The organism is Leptospira adleri (assembly GCF_002811985.1).
GTDB classification, from domain to species: Bacteria; Spirochaetota; Leptospiria; order Leptospirales; family Leptospiraceae; genus Leptospira; species Leptospira adleri.
In genome coordinates this window covers 22,395-45,061 of sequence record NZ_NPDU01000009.1, presented here as the reverse complement: position 1 = coordinate 45,061, position 22,667 = coordinate 22,395, and the positions used below count along the sequence as shown (strand labels likewise).

General features: G+C 44.6%; 19 protein-coding genes. 12 read left to right on the top strand and 7 right to left on the bottom strand.

The window, feature by feature from the left end; all coding sequences use genetic code 11:
• Positions 1-721: 721 nt before the first annotated feature.
• The 5 genes from CH376_RS05035 to CH376_RS05010 all read right to left on the bottom strand — a co-directional run bounded on the left by CH376_RS05035 (position 722) and on the right by CH376_RS05010 (position 6,675).
• Positions 722-1,717, bottom strand: coding sequence for a hypothetical protein (locus CH376_RS05035; protein ID WP_125231933.1), 996 nt, complete (start codon positions 1,715-1,717; stop codon positions 722-724).
• A gap of 1,169 nt (positions 1,718-2,886) precedes the next feature.
• Positions 2,887-4,176, bottom strand: a complete 1,290-nt coding sequence (locus CH376_RS05025) for an LIC11270 family surface protein (protein WP_100785538.1) — start codon at positions 4,174-4,176, stop codon at positions 2,887-2,889.
• On the bottom strand, positions 4,173-4,997 hold the full coding sequence (locus tag CH376_RS05020; RefSeq protein WP_100785537.1) for a hypothetical protein: 825 nt from the start codon (positions 4,995-4,997) through the stop codon (positions 4,173-4,175). The genes CH376_RS05025 and CH376_RS05020 overlap by 4 nt, the downstream gene beginning before the upstream one ends.
• A gap of 2 nt (positions 4,998-4,999) precedes the next feature.
• On the bottom strand, positions 5,000-5,797 hold the full coding sequence (gene truA / locus CH376_RS05015; RefSeq protein ID WP_100785536.1) for a tRNA pseudouridine(38-40) synthase TruA: 798 nt from the start codon (positions 5,795-5,797) through the stop codon (positions 5,000-5,002).
• A complete protein-coding gene (locus CH376_RS05010) occupies positions 5,794-6,675 on the bottom strand; it encodes a DUF2225 domain-containing protein (RefSeq protein WP_100785535.1) in 882 nt (293 codons plus the stop codon). Before CH376_RS05010 ends, truA begins: the two co-directional genes overlap by 4 nt.
• Before the next feature lie 144 nt (positions 6,676-6,819).
• Between CH376_RS05010 and CH376_RS05005 the strand changes: the two genes are divergently transcribed.
• The 9 genes from CH376_RS05005 (at position 6,820) to CH376_RS04960 (ending at position 15,473) form a co-directional block, all read left to right on the top strand.
• Complete coding sequence (locus CH376_RS05005; RefSeq protein ID WP_100785534.1) at positions 6,820-7,923, top strand: LIC11274 family protein; 1,104 nt, start codon at positions 6,820-6,822, stop codon at positions 7,921-7,923.
• Positions 7,924-8,068: 145 nt separating this feature from the next.
• On the top strand, positions 8,069-8,866 hold the full coding sequence (locus tag CH376_RS05000) for a lysophospholipid acyltransferase family protein (protein ID WP_100785646.1): 798 nt from the start codon (positions 8,069-8,071) through the stop codon (positions 8,864-8,866).
• Positions 8,863-10,326 carry an acetyl-CoA carboxylase biotin carboxylase subunit gene (locus tag CH376_RS04995; protein WP_100785533.1) on the top strand — a complete coding sequence of 488 codons (1,464 nt, stop codon included), beginning with the start codon at positions 8,863-8,865 and terminating at the stop codon, positions 10,324-10,326. Before CH376_RS05000 ends, CH376_RS04995 begins: the two co-directional genes overlap by 4 nt.
• Entirely contained in the window at positions 10,323-10,835 is a 513-nt protein-coding gene (locus CH376_RS04990; protein ID WP_100785645.1) for an acyl-CoA carboxylase biotin carboxyl carrier protein subunit, read from the top strand. The genes CH376_RS04995 and CH376_RS04990 overlap by 4 nt, the downstream gene beginning before the upstream one ends.
• 635 nt (positions 10,836-11,470) lie before the next feature.
• Positions 11,471-12,373 (top strand): hypothetical protein, encoded by a 903-nt coding sequence (locus tag CH376_RS04980; protein ID WP_100785531.1) that lies wholly within the window; start codon positions 11,471-11,473, stop codon positions 12,371-12,373.
• Between the two features lie 48 nt (positions 12,374-12,421).
• The gene (locus tag CH376_RS04975; protein WP_100785530.1) at positions 12,422-12,823 is read left to right on the top strand and encodes a hypothetical protein; all 402 of its coding nucleotides are present in this window, start codon (positions 12,422-12,424) and stop codon (positions 12,821-12,823) included.
• Between the two features lie 95 nt (positions 12,824-12,918).
• The gene (locus CH376_RS04970; RefSeq protein WP_100785529.1) at positions 12,919-13,698 is read left to right on the top strand and encodes a helix-turn-helix domain-containing protein; all 780 of its coding nucleotides are present in this window, start codon (positions 12,919-12,921) and stop codon (positions 13,696-13,698) included.
• Positions 13,699-13,974: 276 nt separating this feature from the next.
• Positions 13,975-14,652 (top strand): cupin domain-containing protein, encoded by a 678-nt coding sequence (locus tag CH376_RS04965; RefSeq protein WP_243394719.1) that lies wholly within the window; start codon positions 13,975-13,977, stop codon positions 14,650-14,652.
• Between the two features lie 146 nt (positions 14,653-14,798).
• Complete coding sequence (locus CH376_RS04960; RefSeq protein ID WP_100785643.1) at positions 14,799-15,473, top strand: M23 family metallopeptidase; 675 nt, start codon at positions 14,799-14,801, stop codon at positions 15,471-15,473.
• A 6-nt stretch (positions 15,474-15,479) separates the two neighbouring features.
• On the opposite strand, the gene CH376_RS04955 is transcribed toward CH376_RS04960, so the two are convergent.
• Positions 15,480-15,962, bottom strand: a complete 483-nt coding sequence (locus tag CH376_RS04955) for a DoxX family protein (protein WP_100785528.1) — start codon at positions 15,960-15,962, stop codon at positions 15,480-15,482.
• A 683-nt stretch (positions 15,963-16,645) separates the two neighbouring features.
• Here CH376_RS04955 and omp85 (CH376_RS04945) point away from each other — a divergent pair.
• The 3 genes from omp85 (CH376_RS04945) (at position 16,646) to omp85 (CH376_RS04935) (ending at position 20,554) form a co-directional block, all read left to right on the top strand.
• Positions 16,646-18,193: an Omp85 family outer membrane protein gene (gene omp85, locus CH376_RS04945; RefSeq protein WP_100785526.1), complete on the top strand. Its 1,548-nt coding sequence runs from the start codon at positions 16,646-16,648 to the stop codon at positions 18,191-18,193.
• A 7-nt stretch (positions 18,194-18,200) separates the two neighbouring features.
• A complete protein-coding gene (gene lsa25, locus CH376_RS04940; protein WP_100785525.1) occupies positions 18,201-18,884 on the top strand; it encodes a surface adhesin Lsa25 in 684 nt (227 codons plus the stop codon).
• A gap of 155 nt (positions 18,885-19,039) precedes the next feature.
• Positions 19,040-20,554 carry an Omp85 family outer membrane protein gene (omp85, locus tag CH376_RS04935; RefSeq protein ID WP_338063552.1) on the top strand — a complete coding sequence of 505 codons (1,515 nt, stop codon included), beginning with the start codon at positions 19,040-19,042 and terminating at the stop codon, positions 20,552-20,554.
• A 513-nt stretch (positions 20,555-21,067) separates the two neighbouring features.
• Here omp85 (CH376_RS04935) and nadB read toward each other — a convergent pair.
• On the bottom strand, positions 21,068-22,666 hold the full coding sequence (nadB, locus tag CH376_RS04930) for an L-aspartate oxidase (protein ID WP_100785523.1): 1,599 nt from the start codon (positions 22,664-22,666) through the stop codon (positions 21,068-21,070).
• Position 22,667 lies beyond the last annotated feature (1 nt).

The following is a 22,667-nucleotide window of genomic DNA, read 5'->3' as shown; positions in this document are numbered from 1 at the left end:
CAACGCTCTCTATGGATCGCGTGAACTCAACGCAACGCTCTCTATGGATCGCGTGAACTCAACGCAACGCTCTCTATGGATCGCGTGAACTCAACGCAACGCTCTCTATGGATCGCGTGAACTCAACGCAACGCTCTCTATGGATCGCGTGAACTCAACGCAACGCTCTCTATGGATCGCGTGAACTCAACGCAACGCTCTCTATGGATCGCGTGAACTCAACGCAACGCTCTCTATGGATCGCGTGAACTCAACGCAACGCTCTCTATGGATCGCGTTGCGGGGGAAAGCCTTCCCCTCGCTTCAGCCGCAAATCGCGGCTTTCGCTACCCCTTCTCCGGGGATTCAAATCCGGGGAAGGCCCGGACCCGATTCTTTTGGAATCTCGATACTTAGAGTCGGTTCTATTAAAGGGAATTTAGGTTTCAGGAATATTCAATAAATTGAATGTATATAAATGAATTTTTTAAATTTTAAAATCGAGATACGACTGGAGTATTCGAAATACAAACTCCTTAAGAAAAGACAACTTTTTTAAAGAACGCTTATTCGAGTTCCGAAAAGACTTCGCAAAAAAGGAAGTTTGAAAGAAGGAAAATCCTCGATATGGAAAGTTTGTTAATCTCTCATTAGTTTCTCCATGCGCAAGCGACTCAGTGAAGCCGTCGCTTCGCTTTCACAGGTTAGGTTCGAACGGAAAAGGAATACGGATTGCGGTAATTCAAACCGCTTCGTTTTGAAATTTCGGCGGATTCTCGGTCATTTTTCCCTCATCTTCCGAAGCCAAGGAAAGACAAATCAGGGAGGGTAAGAAGAAGTGGAAATGAATTCGATCGTATGCGGTTTCAAGGTGCCATTGCAAGTCTGCGTTCGTAATCACGAAAAACAGATCATAAAGTAACGAAAGCAGAAGGAGAAGAATTACACCGAACCGTACTTCTTTTTTTCCAAAAATAAAAGAATATGCGAAAATGAGAATATAAAATCCATGCGCCAACCGGAGCTGGAAACGAATTTTTTCCGCCATGACGATATTCCACCTATCGATCGAAGTAAGCCGGGTTCCTAATTTTAAAATCGAACTCAACACGTCTTCGTTTTGAATGAAGTCGTTCGGAAGAGCGGATGGCGAATTTAATTTTTGAAAAAGAACAAAGCAGACCGCGCTCAGAAATCCAAGAGCAAAGAACGAAAGTTTTCTATAACAATTTTTTCCTTCGATCTCGTATAACTGAATTGAAAACGCAGCAAACAAAACGAGCGCCAGAACGAAACCCTCGTTTTTCCAGAAGGAAAGCGCACCGAAAAAAAATCCGAAGGCAACTCTCTGAGTTCTGAATTTCAAACGATCGATTCCTATCCTTTCGATCAGGAAATAAAAACAAAATGAGAAGTAAACGGATAACGGAAGATCCGCACAGAGATCGGTGGAAAGCATGATCCATTTGAAAAACGTGCAATAGATCAAAAGAACGAGTGCGGAAATCCAAAGCGAACGTCTCATTCTTATGAAAAAATAAAATCCGAGGAAATAAAAATAGAAAGAAGCATACACTTGTATGATCGGGCTCCATTTGCCTGAAAGAATTCCAAAAAAAGATGCGAACAAAGGATATCCCAACGGGTAGTCCGGATGCGGCCATTCCCTCAGATCAAGATCAATTTTTTCTCCCGCAAAGAATTGTGAGACAAGGTATTTCGTTTTAGGAGACCACATTGCCCACGCATCCCACATACCCAGGGGTTCGATCGAAGTGCGAAGTTGGAAAAAATAAATGGAAAAACCCAAAAGGAATAATATACATACGGAATAAATTTTCGACGGAGAGGAGCGTTTCGAGACCGGAAATTCTAACTCGAATATCTTGAAAAATTTGAGAAAGAAAACTATGAGGGCGCTGACCAAAGGGACGATGGCCGAATGGTGGAGCGACTGAGAAACGGGTAGTGTAAGGACTAAAATTGGATAACAAACAACGGGAAAAAAAAGTAAGATGAGAAAAAGTATATTCATTAAATTGAAAGTTTCTTCTGAGCGGATTGTTCAACCCGAGTCGGTTACAGGCGGATGACTTGGGAGCTCGGGGGCGGGTTAAAATTTTTCTCTTTGCTGGAATATGCTAAACAATCGCAAGGGAATAATGCAAATTTAGAAAGGGAGGGGATGTTTACCGACGTCTCCGGATACTCGGCCGGATCGAAAAGGATGAGTGTCTTTTTGGAACAGTCAAACTTTTCGGAAAGGAATTTTCCCTGGATTTTGTTGTAAATTTTTTGCGGAAGATTGATTTCTAAGCCGCGCACCGTTTCCGCAAAATTCAATGCGGATCTCAGGTCCTTGTAGTTCTGAATCAATACGAAGCCGACAATCAGGACCAGAAAGAAATGTTTTATCGAAATGGAACGTCTCAAGCTTAAGTTTGAAAACAATGACATCGATTTCCTTCTTGACTCAGAATAACAAGGTAACTGCGAATCGGTCAAGCGGTTATTTTTAATACGACAAAGAGTCTTTCGCCGCGCCAAAAAAGATTCAATTTCTCTTTTTGCGTTTTATTGGATCTGGATCATGGAACGAACTTAGGAAGAGTTTAGGTTCTTCTCACGCTCAAAGCTTTGATGAATCATGAAATGGGAGTTTGATTTGCGGGAGAAAGATTCGGTTCGAGCGACGTCTCCCGAGCTTTCTTGACAATGTTTTCTTTCACAAAGGAAACCGGCTTTCTAAATTTAGTCTAACGTTGGTAGGATAGGCAACGATAGCGAATGGAATGGTGATGAAGAAACGTTTCTACTCAACTTTCCAAAACGGATTCATTTTCTTTTCAGGAAATCTTTGGATTTGATGGGGTCGGGACGTTTCTGCAAGGAATCGTTTCGAGAAATCTAAGGACAAGTCAGAGAAACTTGAACTTCCGAGCGAGGAGCGTTTTCAGGAACGGAAAACGTAGTTTCTCTCACAACGGTTTCCGGATAACCGTCCACACGCGCGATATCCCCCAGGCAACGAATTCTATAATCCCCGGAATGGATATATTTCATCCGGGTCTGAGCGCCTTGCACCGGTGACGATATCAAAGGTAATTTTGTCTCGATATTCGTTTCACTCAGACGGTAGATTCCGTAGTAGTGGGTAGTGGAAGCAGTACCACCTAACACGACTAAGTTGGAGGCGATCTCGGGACGGATGATTCTGGAACGAAGAAGAAGACCTCCTCCCATATTCGATTGTCCGTTGTGATCCGCGTCTCCTTTCCAGTCGCTTACCGCGACGATCGTTCTCACGCCTCCCAAGCCGGAAACATAAGAATGAACCATCAGATTTTCTTTCAGATTCATTCTTACTTCCAGAATATAAGGATCAAAGCCCGGATAAACGAGCATGTCCCGATCTCCGTCTTCGACCGTATAAAGAAGGGGAAACACAAGAGGCGGAAACAAAGTCTGAGTCGTCGCGTCCGCCGTAGGCTGATAACTCAAACGGGGAACGATATTGACTCCGGGAACTCTGTAGTTGTCGAAAAGCGTAAGATTGGAAAAAGTAAGACCCGGTTCCGTCGCCCAGGCGGTGACTAGGGAACGAAGATACATTCCAGTATAATAATATTGTACCGGACCGTTTCCAAAGGCGCCCCAATCCGTGGCGGACGTCGGATCGTTCGAAGGATAAGCGACTCCTTCACCGTTGAAAAATTGAATCGCTTTGAGTTCCCCGTCGTTCAAACGGCAGGAATTGGAATTGGTCGTATACGGGATCGTGCAAAATACCTGGCGATTCGGTGCGATCTCGTCCCAGAATTTTTTAGTATCTTTTACGTTCTTGATCAAACTCAGATTGAAAAGGCCTTCTTGGTATTTCGAAGACATTCGGATTTCGCCGATATCGATAAAGATAGGAAGACCGGACGCCGTGGGAATTCCTGTCGTATCAAAAACGGGATCGAGTCCGTCTCCGGTCGCGTCCCGATAGATCTGCCCCGTTCCGTTCGAATAGGATTCGAAACCGAGGGGGTTATCCGTTGCATAGGTTCCTTTGGCTAAAACAAGCATTCTTTGATTGAAGAGGGTGCTGATTACGGGATCGCTCGAACCTTTCCCGCTCCAATTTCCGACGCGGCAAAAAACAAGAAGACTGCTGCAGAGAACGAGAACGAATAAAAAAGAAGATCGGTTCATAGGAAGATACTCACCATCAATCCAAATTGGAAGAATTCAGCGTCTACGACCCTGTAATAGTTCGGGTTCGTCAGTCTTGAATCGCTGTAGGGACTCGCGTAATAGTATTTAGATTCCGCAGGAGCGTCCAATTGAGACTCGTAGATCTTATTGTAATCGATTCGAATTCCAATCCGAATTTTTTTACCCGCGACAAAACTAGTTTCCAGACCAATGAGCATCATCGGATCCCAACGGGAAGTGTTCGAAGGTCTTGCAACTACAAACGCTTCTCCGCCTCCCGCTCTCAAAATAAAAGAGATCGGAAGATCCAGAGGAATCTTATAACCTAACGCGAGATAAACGGGAATCGTAGTCAGAGCCCTTTCCGTAGCCGAAAGGTAGTTGGCGTAAAATGCGCCCATCTCCAGATAAAAAATCCAAGGCCAAGGAATTCTAAAAAAGAAACCTCCGCCGAGGGTCGTATCCAAATATTTCTGAGTTTCGGTGCCGGGCCAAGGATTGGAAGCTCCCATCCAAACTCCGATTTCCGGTTTTCGATTGTCGTAAAAAGTCCCCGCGTTTTTTTCCGCTTCTTCCTCCTCAGTTTCCGCTTCCTCGTCTTCTTTGGTGACGATTCCACTAGAAGGAAGGCTTCCTGATTGAGCGATCGGTTTCGGAATAAAATCTGTAAAGAATTTATTTTTAACGAAGTCGGGTTGATAACCGCCTAACAATTCGAATACGCCCGGCTTTTTCGGAGACGCGGAAAGAATTCCAGGAACGAGGGTCAAAAAAAGAAGAAGGGAGCGATTGGTTGAAATTCGGGAACGAAATGACATGATTATTTAAGCAAGTCCCGAACGGAATACATAGAATCGATCTCAGGATGAGAATCGTAATACGCCCTGATAAAATAAAGACCGTGCGGCGGAAGTGTGATGCCCGCGATCGTCCTATCTTTGGAAGAAAGAATCTGGAGAATGTTCGTGTCTTTTCGTTTGCCGTTTGCGATTTCCAGAAGGGTACCCGTAAGAATCCGAATCATATTGTGAAGAAAACCGTTCGCCCGGATCCTTACTTTGAAGAGACCGTCAAATTCCGTGCTTCGTTCCAGTCTCGCCTCTAAAATCGTCCGAACCGTGGACCGATTTTTCATGGAGACGGCCTTCGCTAAACTTCGAAAGTCGTGTTCTCCCTTTAATAGTTCCAGTTCAGCCTCCAAGCGTGGAACGTCAATCTTATGTTGATACCAGAAGGCCCGATTTTTCCAGGTCGGTCTCGGGAACTTCGTGTTGAGGAGAAGATATTCGTATTCCCTGGAATGACAGGAAAATCTGGAATCAAAATTCTCATGCACTTCATTCATGGAGAGAATGGAGAGACCCGGATCCGTTAGAGCGTTCATGCTCAGAAGAAATTTACCGAAATTCGGAACCACTTTTTTCGTTTTAAAATTGACCATCATTCCGCGGGCGTGAACACCCGTGTCCGTTCTTCCGGCTCCGGAGATATCGATTGGTTCTTTGAGAAGAATAGAGGCCGCTTTTTCCAGGTTCTCTTGAACGCTGGGCTGATCTTTTTGAGTTTGAAAGCCGTTAAAACAAAGTCCGTCGTATTCGACGAGGAGGGCGTAGTTTATTTTTCTCCTCCCATTTCTTCGATGATCTTGTTGTATTCGTCGTAGAGTTCTTTCGCCATGTCGATGATCACGGAAGGTTTGGACTTCGATCCCTTTCCGGAACCGTAGAGTCTGGAAAGAGTTCTTTTCGCTCTCACCAAAAGATTGAGTTTGGCCGCAGGGTCTTGCGCGAGCTCGTCCTTAAATTTCATCGTAAGATAAGCGGAGAGATAGATAACGCCGTCAAAAGCCCAATTCTTATCCGTATCCGGTCCCAAAAGATAAGAAGCCTGATCCACGGGTTCGGAACCGCTCTGCATGATGTCCATCGTATCCGTGTACCAGCTCGCGGACTTTTGGTAGAGAAGGTCTCGGACCTTATCAAACCCCATGTTCGGAAAATCGTTGTTCAAGTCGTCGAAATACCACGCGCCTCGAACCGCGCAGACCGCCTTTTTCGGAGTCGGGGCGACCGTGACCTTGCGATTTTGATAACATTCGATTGCGAGAAGATAGGAGGCGGCTCCCAGAACCAAATTTCGTTCCTGATAAAAATCCAAAGGGCCGAGAATCTTTTCGAGATTGGAACGGCGCGTATCGGACTGGGAACGAATCTTTTCGTTCTCTTCGGCGTCTAACGTGGACCAGTCCTTGGAAAATGCGGAATAAAGACAACGGGGACAGACGCTGATGACATAATCATTCGGGCTGACGCGTCCGAACTTTCGATTTTTTTCGTAGAGTCTTCTGAGTTCGATCGTGAGTTTTCCGGCAATCAAACGACCGCCGCCCTGGAACATGTTTTCCTTTTGGTGCACTTCGTGGCAGATCGGACATACCGTATCTTCCTTTGCGCGGAATGAGATCTTTTTTCCTTGTGCGATTGCAGTGGCTGTCATATTCTTATCTTTGAAAAACCCGAAAAAAACAAGCGTAGGCTGTCAATTCGGACACCATTCTAACCGATAGAGTAGGAAGAAAAGCACTAATTTCTGTGTTGCCCCGGCCTTGAAATCCGGAGAAACTTTGGAAAAGGTTAACCGATGAAACGACTGATTCTCATACTAATAGCAATCTCCATTCTTCCAGTTTCCGTATTTGGAGAGGCGGTCTCGAGCAAGGCCTACAAAAAAAGGGTGGAATTGCTGACTTATCTCCGTGCGATCGAACCGATCGTACGTAACTACAAAGGCGAAGTCGCCGGCGGGCAGAATCAGCAGAACGCGGGAACCCAACCCGCCGCAGGAAGCCAAGCGGGAACTACCGCTCCGGAGCCGGACGGCGACCGAGTTAAGAAATACAAGGAATTGAAGAGACTCTACCAAGAAGGTCTTCAGTATTTCTTTGAAAACAATCACGTTAACGCGTATCGTAGATTTTTGGAAGCGCAGCTTGGAACGGAAATGCTTCTGGAAGAACTTTCCCAGTATTACGTGGAAAGAAGCGACGAAATCTTAAAAGCCGCTATCGAGAAGAAGAATCAAAACAATCCGGAAGACAGAAACCTCGTCGACATCGCGATCGAGTTGAGTAAAAATTCTTATATCGTAAAAGATATGACCGCGGATCGGGAATCTCCTCTTACGAGAAGAATGTACAACCCGAGAGAATTCCATTACGTAACCAATAAATACGCGATCGAGAAGAATATGGAAACCGGTTACAAGTTTTTAGGTCTCGCGAAAGAAACCCGGAACAACGCCCTCAAGATCGAAAAACATCTCGAGAAACACCAGAAGTTACAACCGAGTCACAGAAAGCATAGAATCGAACACTACCTCGCTGCGATTCAACTCTGCAGAGATGCGAGAGCCAATGCGATCAATATCTTCAAACTGAAATATCCTTACGACAATTACTTCCTCTTCAAGAGCGATGCGAAGACCGAAGCGATTAAAGACGACGAAGGAAAAGCGGGTCCTTCCGATGTGGTGACCTTACAAGGCGCTACGTATGACTTTTCTCAGAACCCGACTCTGGAATACGATCACAGAATGAGTCCCGTTTTTGACAGAAGAATTCCGGAAGAATACCGGAGAGACGCGGTGGACGTTTTGGAAAAAATCTTCGACGATGAGGTTAAGAATAGAATCTTCCTCAAATGGGATCCCGAGAAGAGAAAGCAGTTGATGGGTGAGAAAAAATAAACCCAAAAACCAACGTGCATTTTAGAATTTCGATTCTAAAAAGTCGAATCCCGTTCGTGAAACGAAAGCCCGCCAACAAAAGCGGGCTTTTTCTTTTTGAAAACTAGCTTTTCTAAAAATGGAATCCTTCAAAAAATTGCTCTCGATGAACCCATTGAAATTTATGGAAAGCCGCTTAGGTCGCTTTCCGAAATCCTATCGAAGGATTGTCTTAAAAACGTATTTGATCACGCTTCCTCTTGTCTTCAGTTTGGCCTTTCCCAGTCTGATTGCGGGCCTATTCTTTGCGATCGTTCGCAACCAAGAAAAAAAGAATCTAGCCTTTCTCCGAGGTTCCGCCACCTGGGGAGGAGCGGTCCAGTGGATGACCGGGACGAAATTTTTAAAACTCGGAGAATTCAATATTCCCGAAAAAGGATACATGGTTTTTATCAACCACGTAAACGAACTCGATTTTCCTTACGATTGTCTCGTCGTCAACAAACCGTTTTTGGCAAACCAAGTGATCAAAAAAACTTTGATCGCTTATTGGTGGATGAAGGCGATGGGATCTCAGGTTTTCGAGTCTTCGAAAGCGACTACGATTGCTGTCTCGGTTCGAAATCTCATCAAAGGATTGCACAAGACTTCGTTTATCGTTTATCCGGAAGGCCATAATTCTTATACCGAAGAGATTCAGCCGATGCAAAAGGGAATGATCAAACTCGCATTCGAGAATAAAATTCCGGTAGTAGTCGTTTTGAAATCCGGAATTACGGGATATCAAATCAAAGAAAGAGGATTTGTGGTAGCTTACAAACAAATCGGAAATTACGATCCGACCAAATTCGGAACCTGGGAAGAATTCAGAGATTTTCTTTTCGAAACGATGAGCCGGGAAAAGAAGAATCTGGATGCTTCTTTGTCGTCGGAAGCTCGGATAGAATCGGTGTTAACCTCTTGATCTCGAAACTTCTGATCGCCAATCGCGGAGAGATTGCGGTTCGCGTGATACGTACTTGTAAAAAACTCGGGATCAAAACGGTAGCCGTTTATTCGGACGCCGACAAGGATTCTCCGCACGTAAAACTCGCCGACGAATCGGTGTACGTGGGCGAACCGAGTCCCGCTTCTTCTTATTTAAACATTTCGAATATACTGGAAGCGATCCGAAAGACGAAAGCCGAAGCCGTTCATCCGGGATACGGATTCTTATCCGAAAAACAGGAATTCGCAAAGGCCTTGGAAAAGGAAGGGATTCTTTTTTTAGGACCGACTCCTGAATCCATGGAACTCATGGGAGATAAGATCAATTCCAGGATTAAGATGGAATCGGCAGGGGTTCCGGTCGTTCCGGGATACAACGGACAAAATCAGGATCCGAAAAATTTGGAAAAAGAAGCCCAAAGAATCGGTTATCCTCTGATGATCAAGGCGACCGCGGGAGGCGGAGGAAAGGGAATGAAACGGGTTTACAAACCGGAAGAATTTCTTTCCTCGCTCGAGTCCGCGCAGAGAGAAGCGCAAAAAGCTTTCGGGGACGGAACCGTCTTTATCGAAAAATACATAGAAACCCCGAGACATATCGAAGTTCAGGTATTCGGCGACAAACACGGAAACGTTATGCACCTTTTCGAAAGGGAATGTTCGATCCAGAGAAGACACCAAAAGGTGATCGAAGAATCTCCGGCACCGAATCTTTCGGCTTCGCTGAGAGACGAGATCTGTCAAGTCGCCGTAAAAGCCGCTCAGTCGATCAACTACGTCGGAGCGGGAACCGTGGAATTCATTCTCGGAAAAGACGGAAAGTTTTACTTTTTGGAGATGAATACCCGATTGCAAGTGGAACATCCGGTCACAGAATACATCACCGGACAGGACCTCGTGGAATGGCAGATCCGGGTCGCGGAAGGCAAAAAACTGAACGAACTCACGCAAGGAAAGACGATCACTCAGAACGGACACGCGATCGAAGCGAGAATCTACGCCGAAGATCCGGAGAACAACTTTCTTCCGTCCACGGGTATATTAGAATATATTGAATTTCCGGATCGTGAATTCTTAAGAGTCGACACCGGAGTGGAGACCGGATCCGAGATCACCGTGTTCTACGATCCGATGATTGCAAAGATGATCTCTTGGGGGAAAACAAGAGAAGAGGCCGGGGCTCGATTGAAAGAATCCATCGACTCCACCGTGATCTTCGGGCCGGTGACGAACACCTTTTATCTTTCCGGAATACTATCCCACGAAGAATTCAAAAAAGGACTGACCCACACTCATTTTCTGGAGGAGCAGACGATCTCTTTTACTCCGGACCGTGAAGTTCAGGCCGACGCGTTTTCGTTTGCGGCGGCGGCCCTTTCGGAAAAGAAAAAGTCTTCCGGCATCTGGGAAGCGGTTGGATCGGGAGGTCTTTGGTGATCGAGGAAAATTTTCGTTTTAGACACAAGGAAGAAGAAATTCCGGTAAGAGTTCGTACGATTTCTCCGGGCGTCACCTCCGTATCGATTCTGCTAGACGGAGTTCTTCACGACTTTCAGATTTCCCGAAATTTTCAGAGCGAAGGAAACGGCCTTTTTTCCGGACCCGGAAATCATTGGAGAATTCTCCGAAGGGGAAATCAGATCTTCATCCACTACAAAGGATGGAATACTAAAATTCTTCTTTCCAATCGGGAAATCCATCTCGAAGAGGGAAGCGGCGGTCTGATCAAAAGTCCGATGCCCGGAAAAGTGATCAGGGTTTTGGTTTCTTCCGGATCTGCGGTCAAAAAGGGAAGCATACTCGCGATCGTAGAAGCGATGAAAATGGAAAACAACATCCTCGCACCCGGAGACGGAATCGTGGAAGAGGTCGCCGTATCGGAAGGAAGTATGGTATCCCAAGACGATCTGATTCTTAAATTGAACATGGATTCCCAAAAATCATAATTGAAAGCTTTTTTAAGGGGAGAATGTTTTAGGACATTCTTCCTTCTCTTACGAGGAGCATTCACCTCATTCATAAGGACTTTGTTTCTCTATGTGCAAGAGATACTCAAAAAGAACAGGCCCTCAATGATCCTTGAAGCCCTTTTTCAATCTTACTTTTTTCTAAGAATTTAGAATTCCTTCGGTAGAGAAGAGAACTGAATTGGAAAAGTGGAAAGTATTCCGGACTTATTTTTCGCAAAACATCAATTTTGCGGACGAATATAGTTCTATCAGGGGAATACTATTTACGCGGATAAAAACTCAAAGACCGCAAATCCAAATCAAGACACGGAATCCGTGTTCACTTCTTCTCCATTTTTCTTTTTTCACCTAATCTATATTAGGTGAACTTTGGAGCAATATAAGAACCTTTCCCAAAACTGGGACAGAACCTTGCAGCTTGATCTTTTGGACAAAATAAAACAAGGTTTTGGGACGCGCTGTAAAACTTTCCTTCTTTCCGGCGGTAACGGTCAGCCGTATACTTTCTTTCATCGGATTCCTTTTGATTCCCGAAAACATGTCGTTTGTTTCTTATTGGCTTGGGTTTTGTCCTCTTTTATATTTTTGATTGAATCGATTTCTAATTTCAAATGAATCTACAACAAGGAGAGGATAAAAGTCCGTTATTCTCTCGAATCGGTGCTTTGAATATGAGACACAATACTCTGTTCTTTTCGAATCTATTTTTTGTCGTATTCTGTTGTTTCGGATTGAATCCGGATGGCCCCGGCGCCGATTCCTCTAACCTCGTAGGACTCCTTTCTTCCACGCTTTCAGGAGAGAATGAGGAATCGATTCGAGCAAATCCCCCTCCGACAGGAGACGCTCCCTCAGCATCGGACGCGGGCTTCGGAGACAAGGTGGAGATAAAGTGGGAAGCCGTTAACAATGCTCAACAATACAAAGCAATGCGAAAGGCTTTGATCGAAACGGCCTTTGAACAATTAGCAATCGTCTCCGATATTTTTTTTCCGAACACGAATTTAGGTGCAGAAAGGACGTATCAGTACGTCGTACAGGCTCTAACGGATAAGAACAAAAATACTCCCCTGAGCTCGTTCGGCACGATTGGAAATATTTATTTCAGTGAGGTGAATCCTAATACTCTAAGCGATCGTATTTTTAAATTTGATTCGAACGGTAATATTTATATATTAAATTATTCTTATGTATCAAAGCTTAACTCAAAGGGCGCTCATCTCGGGGTGTTTTCGCTTCCGAATTTTGCAGGTTTACCAATTGTAGGATTGAATCTTGAATGGGGTCGGGGATTCTTATACGTATCCGCAAAGAATTTCAAATTTCAAAGAACCGTAATTCTGAAGATCAAAACCGATTTTTCAGCGAGTAGTTTTCGGGAACTTGATCATTCAAATGCGTTTCCTTCTCCTCAGATCGCCGTCTCCGAATCGAAAATTTATAGCGATTTTGTTTTCGGCGATCGATCGAGCGCTTCCATCAACTATCCACCTGTGGACGGAGGGGCGGTTTGATCCTACGAGAACGGGTTCGACAGTTTTTTTATCAGCGATATTTTTTCCTTGGAAACGAACAATGCCGGTCATTTTTACTATCGCCTAACGGACGTCGACGAGGAGTTCAATCGGTTGGGACGAATACTGCGATTCGATTTGGAGACACCGGGATGGAAGACGTTGGATTCCAATCCTTATTTTACCGATGTTCATTACCGAATCGGAACGGATTACTCGGGAAGTTTATATACTTTGGATTTTCTAACGGGCGGATTTAAAATCGTTAGAAGGGATTCGGAATTTATGGATCAAAAACGGATAACGCTTCCTCGGACCATGAATCCGACGACTATGTTTTTTTCGGATTCTGGCGAGACCGCGCTGGTCATCGATTTGAATACGATTCATCGTTATATTTTTACAAAGAAAGAATCCGTTACAAACTTTTACGAAGAAAAAATAGGATAAGAATTTTCATTTCGGTTTTTTTAAAACGATCTTCGAACGGAAAAATAAGATCGAGATGCGAATGAAAAAACCGAATCTACAAAAGGAAGAAGACCATGTCGAATTCATTCGGAAACACTTTAAAAACGCTTAGAAACGCCAAGAAAAAAAGCCAGTTGGATTTAGCGCTGGATGCAGAGATTTCTAGCAAACATCTCAGCTTTTTAGAATCGGGTCGTGCCTCGCCGGGAAGGGAAATCGTTAGGAAGTTGACGGAAGCTTTGGAAATATCCTATCCGTTTCAAAGTATCTTATTTCTTGCAGCCGGATTTTCTCCCGATTTCGACACGGTCGAAGACGAAGAAACGAATAGGATCGATCCGCTTTTGATTAAATATATCAACGGCTTGAATACGTCGCCTACGATGGTCGTGAGCTGGGAGAACAAAGTGGTGAAAATCAATCCCGTTTTGGAAAAGTTAATCGTGTCCTTGAAAGGCGATAATTTCAAAACGGAAGGTCTTTCCGTTTATGAGTTTATGCTAAGCGACGCCGGCCTCGGACCTTATCTTTTGGAAAATCAGGAACTCAGAGATAGAATCGTAACGTGCAGTTATTTGGAGAATTTCGTAAGTCCAGTAGATCGGTCTACGAATACGCCGGATCCGGAATCTGAACAGTTTAATAAGACCGGTTTTGTTCCGATGAAAGTTGGTATAAAACATAACGGAATTCTTATGTTTGACGTCCTTCCCACCGCAGGCGGACATCCTTACGAAGTTAATACTCGCTCGATCCGAATTTACACTTGGGTTCCCTCGGATCGTTTTACGGAAGACAGAATGAAAGATTTTCTTTTTGCCGAGACCAATATGTCGGAATTAGTCGCTTATTAAAGCCAATTAGAAGATAAAAAACGAATCTGCTTTTGTTCGGATGTTCTTTGCGATAGGAACGTGCATTCGATTCGAATTCGAGGATAAATTGTACAATGGGACCGATTCATTCCCGACGATCGATGACAAATCAAGTTAATCAATGATAAAACCGATTCTTTAAAAAACTTAAATCCGGCTGAATTACCTCTTGGTAATTGAAATCAAAATAAACAAGGGATATTATATTTCAAATCAGAATCGATCGAGATGAGATCGAAAATTTGGAGTAATAATTTGAAGAAGTTTTTTAAAGTGATCTCAATCGGGATGATCGTGCTCGTCGGGTATGTGCTCGTGGGAAATATTCTGCACCTTTATCTTTTCCCGGAACAGCAGGTTGTAAAAGAGGCATATCCGATTGTGGGCGATACGATGGTGAATCGATTCGCAAAGGAACGTTACATCGTCCTGAAAACGGATCGTGAAACGAACGGACGTTATGCGGAAGTGGAGTTGCATCTTGAACCGGGAGGAGCAATTCCCGAGGCCCACATTCATTCGAATTACGACGAGACCTTTATTGTACTGCAAGGGGAGTTGAATCTCGTAATCGACGGAACGGAATTGCATTTAGGTCCGGGAGAGGCTCATACTGTACCGAAAGGGACTCCACATCAACCGTTCAATCGAGGGAGTCGGGAATTCGTAGGAATCGTTCGAGTCAATCCACCGGCTCAGTGGGCTTTATTCATTACTCAGTTTCACGGATTCTTAACCGAGAAACAAGAACCTAGGAACGACTTTGAATTCTTCTTACAAGCGATGTTGGTTTCGGGTTTTTACGGAGACACCTATCTTGCTTCGCCTCCGATTTCCGTACAAAAGGCGTTAGCTTTTATAGTCGCGCCGACAGCCCGACTTTTAGGATATAAAAGTTGGAAGCTGGAAAATTCTCTCAAATGGAGGCGGTGATAACGATCGGTTCCGTTGAAGTCCTATTGAAACGAATTCCGGAAGGCTTTGGGAAATAAATTCATATCAAAATCGAATTCGAAACAAAATGCAAATAAGAAGAAGAATCTTGATTTCTAAAGATAGAATCCAATTTGTGTTCTTCGATGACGTTCTATTTTCAAAAATTTCCGAAAGTCCGTCTTGGAATCGTCGGCCGGGGAATTCTGTCGATTCTTCTTATTTCGATTCCTATTTTTGAAAATAAAAAAGAATCGCTTTTTGCGTCTCCATCGGAAGAAGAACTTTCCTTTCAATCCGTCGAAGAATTTTTTTCAAACCATTCCGATTTTATTTCCGACGGATTTGATTTTCCTGTCGGTGCCCCGAACGCGAAGGGTTACGTGGACAAACAACCTTTCGGAAAAAATTTCCATCTTGGAGAAGATTGGAACGCGATCGGTCGAAACGACTACGGGGATCCGGTGTATTCGGTTTCCAACGGGGTTGTCAAGTTCGCAAGAGAAGAGGGGCCCGGTTGGGGAAACGTGATCGTCGTTTCGCATCGACTTCCCGACGGAAGGTGGATCAATTCTTTGTATGCGCATCTTTCGAAAATGTCCGTACAAAAAGGGGATCGGGTTCGAAAAGGAGATCGTATCGGAAAGATCGGAGACGCAAATCGGCGTTACGGACCTCATCTTCATTTTGAACTTCGAGAAGATTTCTTTCTTCCCACCGGAGGCGGATACGGAAAGGAACTCGAAGGTTATCTCAATCCGAAAGAATTCATCCGAGCCAATCGAAGATTTCCAAAACGCGCAAAGCGCAAGCCCGTCTAACTTTTGTTAAACGTTTTTCTCCCGAGCCTTGCGGAATCCATCCACGGAGAATTTTCCGGGACCGGCTAGAAATAGAAAGATACAACTCAGAAGTTGGGAGAATTCGGACCTGATTTCATGAAGCACCGCCCAGATTCCGATTACGGGAGGCGAAGGCGGCGGCGCGAGAGGCGATGTTCCTAAATACAATGGAATTTTTGTGAGTATCATCGCGACGATCATTTCTACGATAAAAACGATCGACCATTGTTTTGTGGCTAATCCTAAAATCAAAGAAATGCCTCCTACGATTTCTATGGCTCCGATTCCTCCCGCGACGAGTTCCGAATTTGCAAATCCTAGTTTTGCAAATCTTCCGGCGCCTTGATTTACAAAGAGAAATTTGATGATTCCTTCCCAAAGAAAAACTCCGCCCGCTAGGATTCTTATCAAGATGTTCAAACGGTTATCCGTATCTTCGATTTTTAAAAAGGTTCTTATGAGATTCATTTTTGCTCCGCGGCTTTGCTTCTTTAGCGTGAAAGAAGAAATCGAATTCTTATCGCTTAGACCGTTGAAAAGAAAAGCGAGGTAAGAATGAACGCTCCGTCGGAATGAACGACAAAGAATCGACCGAATTCATTTCTTACGATTTTTTCTTTCGGATGGAACGTACTTTTTGTCTTTAAGAAAATGACCGGAAAGGTCGCGACCTCAAGTTCGCCGATCTTTTCTTTATTTTCTTTTTTTAAGAAGAATTCAGAATTGAGCGTTGTAGATTTGAGAAAGAGTTTTTTAAGAATTCGGTTTCGTCTCGGATCGGCTTGTATTTTTCATCCGAACGATCTAAGAAATCATTTGTTTTCTTGTTCTTCATTTGTAACCATCGATAAAGAAGCGCGTAAGAACATCGATTCTACAAAAAAATCTCTTACGGAATCAACGAATCTCTTATAAAAAATTCTTTGATCTTGGGAAGGCTCGATTCTTCCCGATTAAAATCGAGATACGATTGAAATCGAAACGTCATACGATCGCTTCCTATTCTATCAAAATATTATACCGAATGTTATAAAAAAGGGAGTTAAGACCTAAGATTTCCTAACGTATTTCCAAATTCTTGGAAAAATCCTATTGACAGTATGCGTGCAAACAGTTTCCGTTTTGATCTGAAATATAGAAACAGGAACTCCATGAAGAATTTTCTGAAAATCGTAAGCATTGCAGTATGTCTATTCATTCTGCCCGTAACCACGGGGACTGTGTTTGGACAAGACAAAGAGGATTGTTCCAAGCTGGCCTTTGTCGACTATAGTTCGAGGAAACCGAGAACGGATTTACCCTTTGAAATCTCGGAAATGAGACGTCTTAGACCCGAAGATATCTGTAAAAAAAAGGAAGGCTGGTTTCCAACGGGTCTTCCTCTTTTGAACTCCGATCCGAACGTCGGGGTCGGTTACGGGATTCGTGTCTTTTTGATCAACAACGGTAAGAAATCGGATCCGTTTTTCGAATATACCCCGTATCGTTTTAGAATGTTTGCGCAATATTTTAATACGACTAAGAACAGGCAGTATCAAGACGTCAGCTTTGACGCCCCTTACGTTTTCGATTCTCAGTGGAGATTGCGCGGGGATTTGATCTACGATACGAATCCGAACACACTTTATTACGGAATCGGAGAAAAATCCCTCCAGCCTCTTTCTTATCAGGAAAGAAATCAACCCGGCGGTGAAATCGTAAGAAACTCTACTTACCATTCTCGCGAACAGAACATTTATTTTACGAGACCGGGCGGCCCCGGAGATCCGGTGGAATTTCAAGGAAATAGTTATTCTGGATTGCCGGCGAACGACGCGTTTCGCGTAACGGATAGAATGTACAATCGTTACGATATCCGTTCTCCTCAGGCAAACATGAGCGGGGAACGAAACTTCTTCGGAGGTTTGGTCCGTATGGTGGCCGGTGTGAGAGTATCTCAAAACATCATCAAAACCTTCGACGGCCAATTCGTAAAGAGCACGGATCCTCTCACGGAAGGCACACCTTTCAGTAATTCGGGCATGGCTCCTACTGGAAAAACAAAAGTTACCGAAGACGCGGAAGCCGGAAAAATCATCGGAGCGAACGGAGGAAATGTAAACTCTGTACGTTTCGGTCTCGTTTTGGATACGAGAGACTTAGAACCCGATCCGAACAGAGGGATCTTTGTGGAAGCGACGTATGAAAAAGTGGCCAAGGCTCTCGGGTCCGATTTCCAATATTCCAAATACTTTACGCAGATGAAATTTTTCTACAGTCCTTTCCCGAAAGTTTTTGATAAACTTGTCATCGCCGGCCGAGGCGCTTTCGGAATGACGGACGGCGACGCTCCCTTTTTCGAATATAGAAACCTTTGGTCCACGGAGGGCGGTATCACCGGTCTCGGCGGACTTAGAACCCTGCGCGGTTACAAACAGGATCGTTTTTCCGGCAAGGCTATGGGTTGGGGAAACTTGGAATTACGTTGGAAGTTTTTCGATTTTAACGTAGCCGGTCAGCACTTTGCTTTGAACTTGGTTCCATTTGTGGACTTTGGTCGGGTTTGGGACGACGAACACAACGTCGGTTTAAAGGATTACAAATATTCCCGAGGTTTGGGATTTAGAATCGCTTGGAATCAGAGTACGATCCTGATGTTGGACTACGCGGTTTCCAAAGAAGACAAACAAATATTTATGAACTTTAACCACATATTCTGAGGAAATCATGAAAAAATATAAGAATATTCTAATACTCAGTATTGCACTTTCTTTCTTCGCCAATTGTGAAGAAAAACCGGACGATACGACTCTGGGCTTTATCAACGAAGACGCGAAAGTTTTGCTCGCGGGGATGTTATTTTTCAATCCGTATATCGCGGACCCTGCGTCGGGGACCGTAAGCAACTCGACGACCGGTCTCATGTGGAAGATCTGTTCTCAGGGGCAGGTCTTAAGAGTCGGCGCAAACGGCACCTATGACTGCGAAGGAATCAACAATACTTCTACGGTGATCGGAAGATTCGGAGCTACCTTGCTTCAATATTGTTCCCTCAACTTGAACGATTGTAACACGATCTCGCTTCCGTCCGTGCTCGTCGGGCAAACTCCCGGATTTACGGGAACCAGCGAGGCTTTCACCTCCTGCAATCAAGATCGCACGGGAGGACATTCCGATTGGAGAGTTCCTTCTTTTCCCGAGTTAAAGGCGCTAACCGCTTCCGGAAGTTTGAATTCTCTTCTGATTAAATTTCCGAATACGGTGGAAGATAACTACTGGAGTTCTTGGGCGAAAGAGAGCACGGTGGACACCGCTCGGGCCGTGAATTTTGCTGCTACCCATTTCGGCGACGAGACCGGTTTTACTAAGACGAGCAGATACTTTGTTCGTTGCGTAAGGAATCTTCCTTAATTTCCGCATTCTCCTTTCTCCCGAGAACAGACAAAAACTCGGGAGAAATTTCTCTTTCTTCTTATTTTTAAATGTGAGTATTATCTCATATTCAGTTTGACAGCCAAAAAGGGTTGGTTAGAAATTCGTAATCTTCTTGGTGTTATATGATGAAAATGAAAACCCTTCTATCGATTCCGATTCTTTTCACTCTGTTCTTTTTGGTTTCCGAGGTTTCTGCTCAGGAGAATTTCACGGGTTGTGATAAGCCGGAAGAACGAAAGGACCTTCCTTTCCGAATCGATCGGGTCAAGCAGATGTGCAAGAAGGACTTGGAAAATAAAAAAGAAGGTTGGTATCCGACCGGTCTTCCTCTCATCAACTCGGATCCGAACGAAGGGATCGGTTACGGGGTTCGTGTTTACGGTTATAACAACGGTAAGAAGACCGATCCTTTTTTCGAATATACTCCTTACAGGCTTCGGTTTTTTGCTCAATATTTTAATACGACAAAGAACGCTCAGTATCATCAGCTCAGTTTGGATATGCCTTATATCGCAAACACGCAGTGGAGATTGCGTGCGGACGCGCTCCTCACCATCACTCCGACGACGCTCTATTTCGGAGTGGGTGAATCCACTCTCAAACCACTTTCGTATCAGGAAAGAAATCAACCGGGGGCTCCTCAGACGAACAACGCTCAATACGGCGCGCAGGAATCCACTTTTATGTACCAAAGACCGGGCGGACCGGGGGATCCTATCGAACTCGGAGGAAGAATGTATTCGGGAGTTCCGGCGGGGCCCGCTTTTAACGTAACGGATCGTATGTACAACCGTTATACGATCCAAACTCCTCAATTGAATTTCAGTTCGGAGCGTTCTTACTTTCACGGGACGGTTCGTCTTGTCGCCGGTTTTCGTTTTTCGAATAATATCGTTCATTCGAACGACGGAAAATTCGTAAAAGCGGTCGATCCATTCTTCGACGGAACTCCTCTCAGTACTTCTGGAGAGGTTCCCAACGCTAAGACTCGTTTGACCGAAGACGCGGAAGCCGGGAAGATATTGGGATATAACGGCGGTTTTGTGAATACCGCGAAAGTCGGTCTTGTCTACGATACGAGGGATTTCGAACCGGATCCAAACTCGGGAGTATTCTTAGAAGCTACGTATGAAAAAGCGACGAAGACGATCGGCTCGAATTTTAATTTTCAGAAATATTTCGGTCACGCTAAATTCTTCTATAGCCCTTTTCCGAAGACGTTTGAAAAGTTAGTCTTAGCTTCCAGATTCGGTTTCGGAGTTTCGGACGGAGACGTTCCGTTTTTTGAATATAGAAATCTCTGGGGAACCGAAAACACCGTTTCCGGCTTAGGCGGTCTTCGAACGTTGCGCGGTTACAAACAGGATCGTTTCGTAGGACGTGCGATGGGATTTGGAACCGTCGAGGTTCGTTGGAAATTCTACGATTTTTCCGTGGGCGGCGAATACTTTGCTTTGAACTTGGTTCCTTTCTGGGATTTCGGTCGAGTCTGGAACGACGAACACAAAGCCGGTCTGCAAGATTATAAATATTCGCAAGGAATGGGATTGCGGATTGCCTGGAATCAAGCAACCATCATCATGATCGACTATGCCGTCTCGAGAGAAGATAAACAATTGTTCGTAAACTTCAGTCACGTATTCTGAGGACTTGAATTTTAGAATATTCTATTTTTAGAATATTTCTTTGATACGATTGCGGTCTCGCTTCGTGTTTGTTTGCGCTTTTTGCGAAATTAAGCCCTGAAAGTTTCTTATCTTCGTTTATTTTTTTGTCCAAAACGACCGGGAGCCGTTTTGTTTACAAAAAAAAATCATCTTTTTTTAAGATAAAGTTCGAAGTTCCGAATTTTTTTTCTTAAAATAAAAGTTGAATCTTCCTTATTCCGACAAACGAGTCGTTGGTGAAAATTGCCTGCAAACGGATTTGAATTTAGATTCTGACAAAAGGAAGGTTTGTAACAAGTCGAAAAGACTACTTGCAACACTGTGTCAATTGATAAGAAATGCTGCAGTTCCCACATTCCGCATTCGACGTTTCTGAATCGACTGATTGTCGCTCCGTTCGTATGGGAGTTCCTACATTTGGGAAATACTCAAAAGGGAAAGTTTCATTTTGGACCGGAGAAATCGACTTCACAAAATTCGATCCAGTGACAACTACAGAGGAACTTTATCGTTTCTGATTTCCGTATCGACTCGGGATGGATTTCTGTTTTCGGGATAATCCGTGGAAAAATGCAAACCTCGACTTTCTTTTCGGGAAAGAGCGGAACGAATGATGAGCTCCGCGACGATCACTAAATTTCTGAGTTCGATCAGAGGATTCGTGATTACGGTCCTATTGTAGTAATCCTTCACTTCTTCGTAGATCAGATCCATTCTTCTTTTTGCTCTTTCGAGCCGAAGATTGGAGCGAACGATTCCCACGTAATTGCTCATCGTACTTTTGATTTCGTTCAGATCGTGAGAGATCAAAACCCATTCTTCCGTATTGACCATTCCTTCCTTGTTCCAGGATGGGATCTGATCGTGAGCCGCGGTAAAGTCGGGCTTTGCCTTTCGAATTCTCTCCGCGATTCGATTTGAAAAAACGAGACATTCCAAAAGACTGTTGGACGCTAGACGGTTTCCTCCGTGAACACCGGTGCAGGCGGTTTCTCCAGCGGTCGAAAGATTCGCGATGGTGGTTCTTCCCTCCAAATCGGAAGCGACTCCTCCGCAAAGAAAGTGAGCCACGGGAACGACAGGGATGAGATCGGTTGTGATGTCGATTCCCAGTTCCTTACATTTTTCGTAGATCGAAGGAAAGGATTCTCGAATCTCAGTCGAAGGAAGATGTGTGATGTCCAGCCAAACGTGTTCTTCTCCGCGTTTTTTCATCTCCGAATCGATCGCTCGGGCGACGACGTCTCTCGGCGCCAAATCCGCCATAGGATGATAACGTTTCATAAACGGTTCCCGATCGAGTGAAAGAAGAATTCCGCCTTTTCCGCGGACCGCTTCCGAAATCAAAAAAGAATCCCCATCTTCGTGATAGAGGGCGGTCGGATGGAATTGATAGAATTCCATATTCTTAATCAAAGCCCCGGCTCTGTAAGCGGACGCGACTCCGTCTCCCGTTGCGATTTTCGGATTGGTCGTGTGAGAATAGACCTGTCCGGCTCCTCCGGTCGCGAGAATGGTTTCCTTTGCAAGAATAGGAAACACTTCTCCGCTTTGATTGGAAAGGACGTAGGCTCCGTAACAAACGAGCCCTTTTCGTTTCAGGTGATGAGGGGTGATGAGATCCACGAGGGTATGATATTCTAAAATTCGAATATTCGGATTTGATTTTACGACTTTGAGAAGGGTCTTTTCGATTTCTCTTCCGGTTCTGTCGTGCGCGTGTACGATCCGATTCTTACCGTGACCTCCTTCTCTGGAAAGATCGAACTTTCCGGAAGGTTCGAGATTGAACGGAACCCCGTAGTTTAAGAGTTCTCTTACGAGAGGAGGGCCTTCCTCTACGAGGACTTGGACCGCAGCGGGATCGCAGAGCCAGGCTCCCGCTTCCAAAGTGTCCGCAACGTGGTCTGAAAGTTTATCGCCTTCCGCAAAGACGGAAGCGATTCCGCCTTGCGCATAGTTTGTGTTGGATTCGTAATCCGATTTTTTGGTTACGATGAGGACGGAGCCGAAGGGAGCCAGTTTCAGCGCGGCGAAAAGGCCGGTGATTCCGCTCCCTAAGACTAAGAAGTCCGTTTTGATACGGGGCATA